We start from the raw sequence: 3962 nt of genomic DNA, 5'->3' as shown, positions 1-3962 counted from the left end.
AGGTTTTCGGAGATGGGGGAATTGCTGTTACCCCCATCCCGGATGCCCTCGGAAGAATCCAGGAGTCCACCATCATCAGCGAGCCCGCCATGACCTACCTTGTGGCCCAGAGCCGTACCGAAACGGCCAACGTATAAAAGGGGTCAGACCCCTTTTCGCTTCTTTTCGTTCTTTAAAGGACACCTTCGCTGCAAGTTATCTCATTTGATCCAGGCATTGCGGAGGGACACCTTCATTCATCTTCCCGCAATTCCAGCCTGAATCCGGGTAATATCCGCATTCTGACTTTCCTGTAATGACCTGACCGCTGACTCCCGAAGGAATATAACGGGAGAGCCCCTCACGGGGGATGTCCCGTTTCACCACGCCCTTCATGCCTTCCTCAAATCCATTGCCGCAGTTGGCATAGGAGGGCACGAACAGAATCCAGTGTTTAATGCCTTTACACCGGCAGGCATAATTCTCTTCAGCCAGTGCAGGCATGACCGCTGTCAATACCAAGCCGCAGGCGATGATCAGGGCAGAGGCAATTTTTTTCGAATCTGTTTTCCACATTTTACTCATGATCGTTCCTCTCTGTTGGTTGCATGGTGAGATATCGGCTTAAGATTGCACGTTCCATGCCCTGATACAATACCCACCCACGTATGGCTTTCCATGAAGTGCCAGCGTATCCATACCCTGCTGCCTGCGCCCACTCCGTTAGCACCGCCAACAATTTTGGCAAACGAAAAGGCAGATTTAGTCCGTTTTTGTCTCTGAACTGCGGGATCATGATGCCGCAACCCGGCCCCGGAACTGATCCATAAACAAAGCCCCTGCATCCTTTTCGGTGCGGGGGCTTTTCTTTGAAAAAAATATGGAAGATAAAGGTCTTATTCTCCGGAGCATTTAACTCGTTCCGCCACAAAGGTTGGCACCACAATCAGGGGCAGGAACACATTTCTGATGCCGCAGCGCATGGACAGCCCGTAAACATGCTCCCTGAGATAGGGATAGAGGAGTGCCGGTGCATTGCTTCTGGCCCAGGAGGGCAGCTGCTCCACCGGAAAATCCCTTTCATCCACGGTGAAGATCCCAAAAAGAGAGACCCTGCCTGTCATGGCGGGATCGGCTTCTTCTCCTTCAGACTCGCTGTGCATAGTGAGGCTCAGGGAAACCTGAATTTCCCGTGTTTCCCTGTCATACTCCGAGTGGCCTGTGGCAATATGGATGGCAAACTCCGAAGATTCTTCCACGGGCCGGGAAAGCTTCATGCTCAGTTCTGTGACCACCACCTGCTGTAACTGGATGCCGTGGAGGTGAGATTTGTTGCTGTCGTTCATGGTATCACCTTGTTATGCAGCCACAGGATGTGCATGGTAATCATCTGTCGGACATTCAAGAATCCGGTTTGCCTGATCAATATTGCAGGATTCCGTGGATGGCAGCATTTTTTTCCATCGGACAGACTTGCCGGGCCTTACGGATACCGTCTTTTCTGTAATGTTCAAAAAAGATCTGCAGGAAAAATCATTCCATGTTCCCGAAGAGTTATCAAGCATGGCTTCCGCAATATCCGGAGCTATTTTATAAGGCGCGTTTTTTTTATACTTTTCAAGTTCCGCAGAAAACGCTTCCGGACTCAGGGTTTTGATGTAATCGAGAAAATCTTTGCTGTAATCCGTCATTTGCACCTCCTTTGAGGCCTTTTTCCCCAGAGTGTCTGTCAGGTGACTTCGCTGTATGGTGCTGTTTGGGGTGTTTCCTCTGTGATCTCAAAAATACAGAAAACATCATAAACGGCATAACATTCCGGAGCACCCAGCAGTATGGGAAATTTGGATTTTTTAGGCGGGGATGTCTGTGTTTTCAGAAGCTTGAGGTTCCCGCCTCTTTTTTTTGCCTCAAAATCAATATATTGCTCAATAAAAGCCTGAGCATCTTCTTTTTTTACGTTCTGAAAAGCAGCCGCTTCTCTGATGGCCCTTGCAACTTCTGGTTTGGTCAGATCCAGAAAGGCATCGGATGCAACCTGAAGGGAAGCCCCGAGAATGGCAAGCCCGGTATCTTCTTCTTTGGCATATCGGTTGTCCTTGCAGCAAAACCGCCACCAGTCTTCGGCAAGCATTTTGCTGTAAGGATCTTTGCACCAGAAATAGACAGCAACACCATATCGGCCACCAGAAGGCTTGAATCCATTTTTTTTGATGGCTGCTGCCCTGGATCGGCAGGTTCCATGATGGCCTTTGTAAATTTCCATTCCTACCATAACAGTCAGATTCGGGTAACAGGCGGTACTTCCCGGTCAGCATAAGCGCACTCTGCTATGATGCACCATGCTGCACAATTTAACATACGGGCTTTTTAGGGCAAGGGTAAAAACATAAAAAGGAACCCCTTTTCCTGCTTCCTCATCCATCTCCTTGGAAAATAAACTTCGATATCATACCACCCCATGTCAAGTAAATATATATGCTGAATAGCAAAAAAGAACCCCCATCCACGCTCATCTAAGCACCATCTAAAAAAAGCCCCCCATCCCGGCCCTATACTCCCCGCAGAAATTGTCCGTTTTTCTGCGGGGACTTTTCCCCGCCTTACCCATAGGCGAGGCCGCCATGCCCTTCCGGATGCTGGAACTTCTCAAAACAGAAATATGGGCCGCTGCGCCTTCGGCTTTAGATGCCCTGGCTTCGGCCCTGCGACACCCCACCGCCATCCCTTCTTCCCAAGCCCCGGATCCGGAGCCTTTCACCCGCTCCGGTGGTATCGCTCTTCTTCCGGTTACGGGAACCCTGTCACCGGATTACGGCTATGCCGGGGTCTTTGCCCCCCTTCGCACGGGATACAAGGGCCTGCGGGATCAGTTTGATCTGGCCATGGCCGATCCTGGCATCCATACCCTGCTGCTCTGCTTCAACTCTCCCGGCGGCACGGTGCAGGGCTGCAAGGAGCTGGTGGATCACATGGCTGCCGCTAAAATCGCATCCGGCAAACGGGTGGTGGGTTATGTGGACGGGGCCTGCATGTCTGCCGCCATGTGGCTTTCATCCGTCTGCGATGAAGTCGCTGCCCCGGCCACGGCCTTGGTGGGCAGCATTGGTGTTTTGCAGGTCCATGCGGACTGGAGCCGCTTCAACGAAAAAACGGGCATCACCTTTTCCTATCTTTCGGCGGGAAGTTTTAAGGCCCTGCCCAATGCAGACAATCCTTTAAACGATACGGGCCGGGCCTATGTGCAGGAACGATTAGACAGAATGTACGGCATTTTTACGGAATCCTACGCCAGCCTCCGGGGACTTTCTCCGGAGAACATCCGGGCCACGGATGCCCGGATCTATCTGGCGGAAGACGGCCTCAAAGAAGGGCTGGTGGATCGCATCACCCCCGGCCTTGAACCCTTTATGGCAGCACTCAGGGAGGAAAACATGGATGTGAACCAACTCAAAGCGGAGCACCCCGCCCTTTACGCCCAGATCAAGGCCGAGGGCGGGGATGCGGTGCGTGCGGAACTGGCACCCAAAATCAGCGCGGCCGGGGAAGACATGCTTGCCATGGTGACCATGGTGGCGGGGCCGGAAGTTTCGGGGAAAATCCGCACCCTTCAGGGGCTGGGCCTGAAGGCGGATCAGATCAAAGCCATGGCCGATGCCGGGCTTCTGGCTCTGGGTGGGCAGGCCAATCCCCAGACACCCGCCCCTGCGGCCCCGGCTCAGAACCCAATGGCAGGCCCCACTCCGGCCCAGATTCTCGCGGCCTTGCAGGCAGCCACGCCTTCCGCCGTTGCTGTGGGGGGATCACCTGCGGGTGCAGCGGCCCTTCCCGGAGGCGGCCCGGATTTTCTGGCGCTGGTGGAAGGTCATATGGCGGCCAAGGCCTGTTCCAAAGGCGAGGCCATGCGGGAGATGCAGGCCAGGCACCCGGAAGCCCATAAAGCCTACATCCTCAGCCTTCAGAAAGGCGGTGCCGCATGAGTTTTG

Annotated in this window: 5 protein-coding genes; 1 reads left to right on the top strand and 4 read right to left on the bottom strand. The window is 53.5% G+C overall.

Annotated features, from left to right (window positions below):
• Positions 1-195 precede the first annotated feature (195 nt).
• From RBR60_RS16260 to RBR60_RS16245, 4 genes are all read right to left on the bottom strand, one after another.
• A complete protein-coding gene (locus tag RBR60_RS16260) occupies positions 196-564 on the bottom strand; it encodes a hypothetical protein (RefSeq protein WP_320358746.1) in 369 nt (122 codons plus the stop codon).
• Positions 565-875: 311 nt separating this feature from the next.
• Positions 876-1325: a protein-export chaperone SecB gene (locus RBR60_RS16255; protein ID WP_320358744.1), complete on the bottom strand. Its 450-nt coding sequence runs from the start codon at positions 1323-1325 to the stop codon at positions 876-878.
• A gap of 12 nt (positions 1326-1337) precedes the next feature.
• Complete coding sequence (locus tag RBR60_RS16250; RefSeq protein WP_320358742.1) at positions 1338-1670, bottom strand: hypothetical protein; 333 nt, start codon at positions 1668-1670, stop codon at positions 1338-1340.
• A 38-nt stretch (positions 1671-1708) separates the two neighbouring features.
• Positions 1709-2242 carry a hypothetical protein gene (locus RBR60_RS16245; protein WP_320358740.1) on the bottom strand — a complete coding sequence of 178 codons (534 nt, stop codon included), beginning with the start codon at positions 2240-2242 and terminating at the stop codon, positions 1709-1711.
• Between the two features lie 304 nt (positions 2243-2546).
• Between RBR60_RS16245 and RBR60_RS16240 the strand changes: the two genes are divergently transcribed.
• Positions 2547-3956 (top strand): S49 family peptidase, encoded by a 1410-nt coding sequence (locus RBR60_RS16240; protein ID WP_320358738.1) that lies wholly within the window; start codon positions 2547-2549, stop codon positions 3954-3956.
• Positions 3957-3962 lie beyond the last annotated feature (6 nt).

This window comes from Desulfobotulus sp. (assembly GCF_034006065.1).
Lineage (GTDB): Bacteria > Desulfobacterota > Desulfobacteria > Desulfobacterales > ASO4-4 > Desulfobotulus.
Note: the sequence above shows the minus strand (reverse complement) of the source record. Positions and strands in the feature narration are given on the sequence as shown.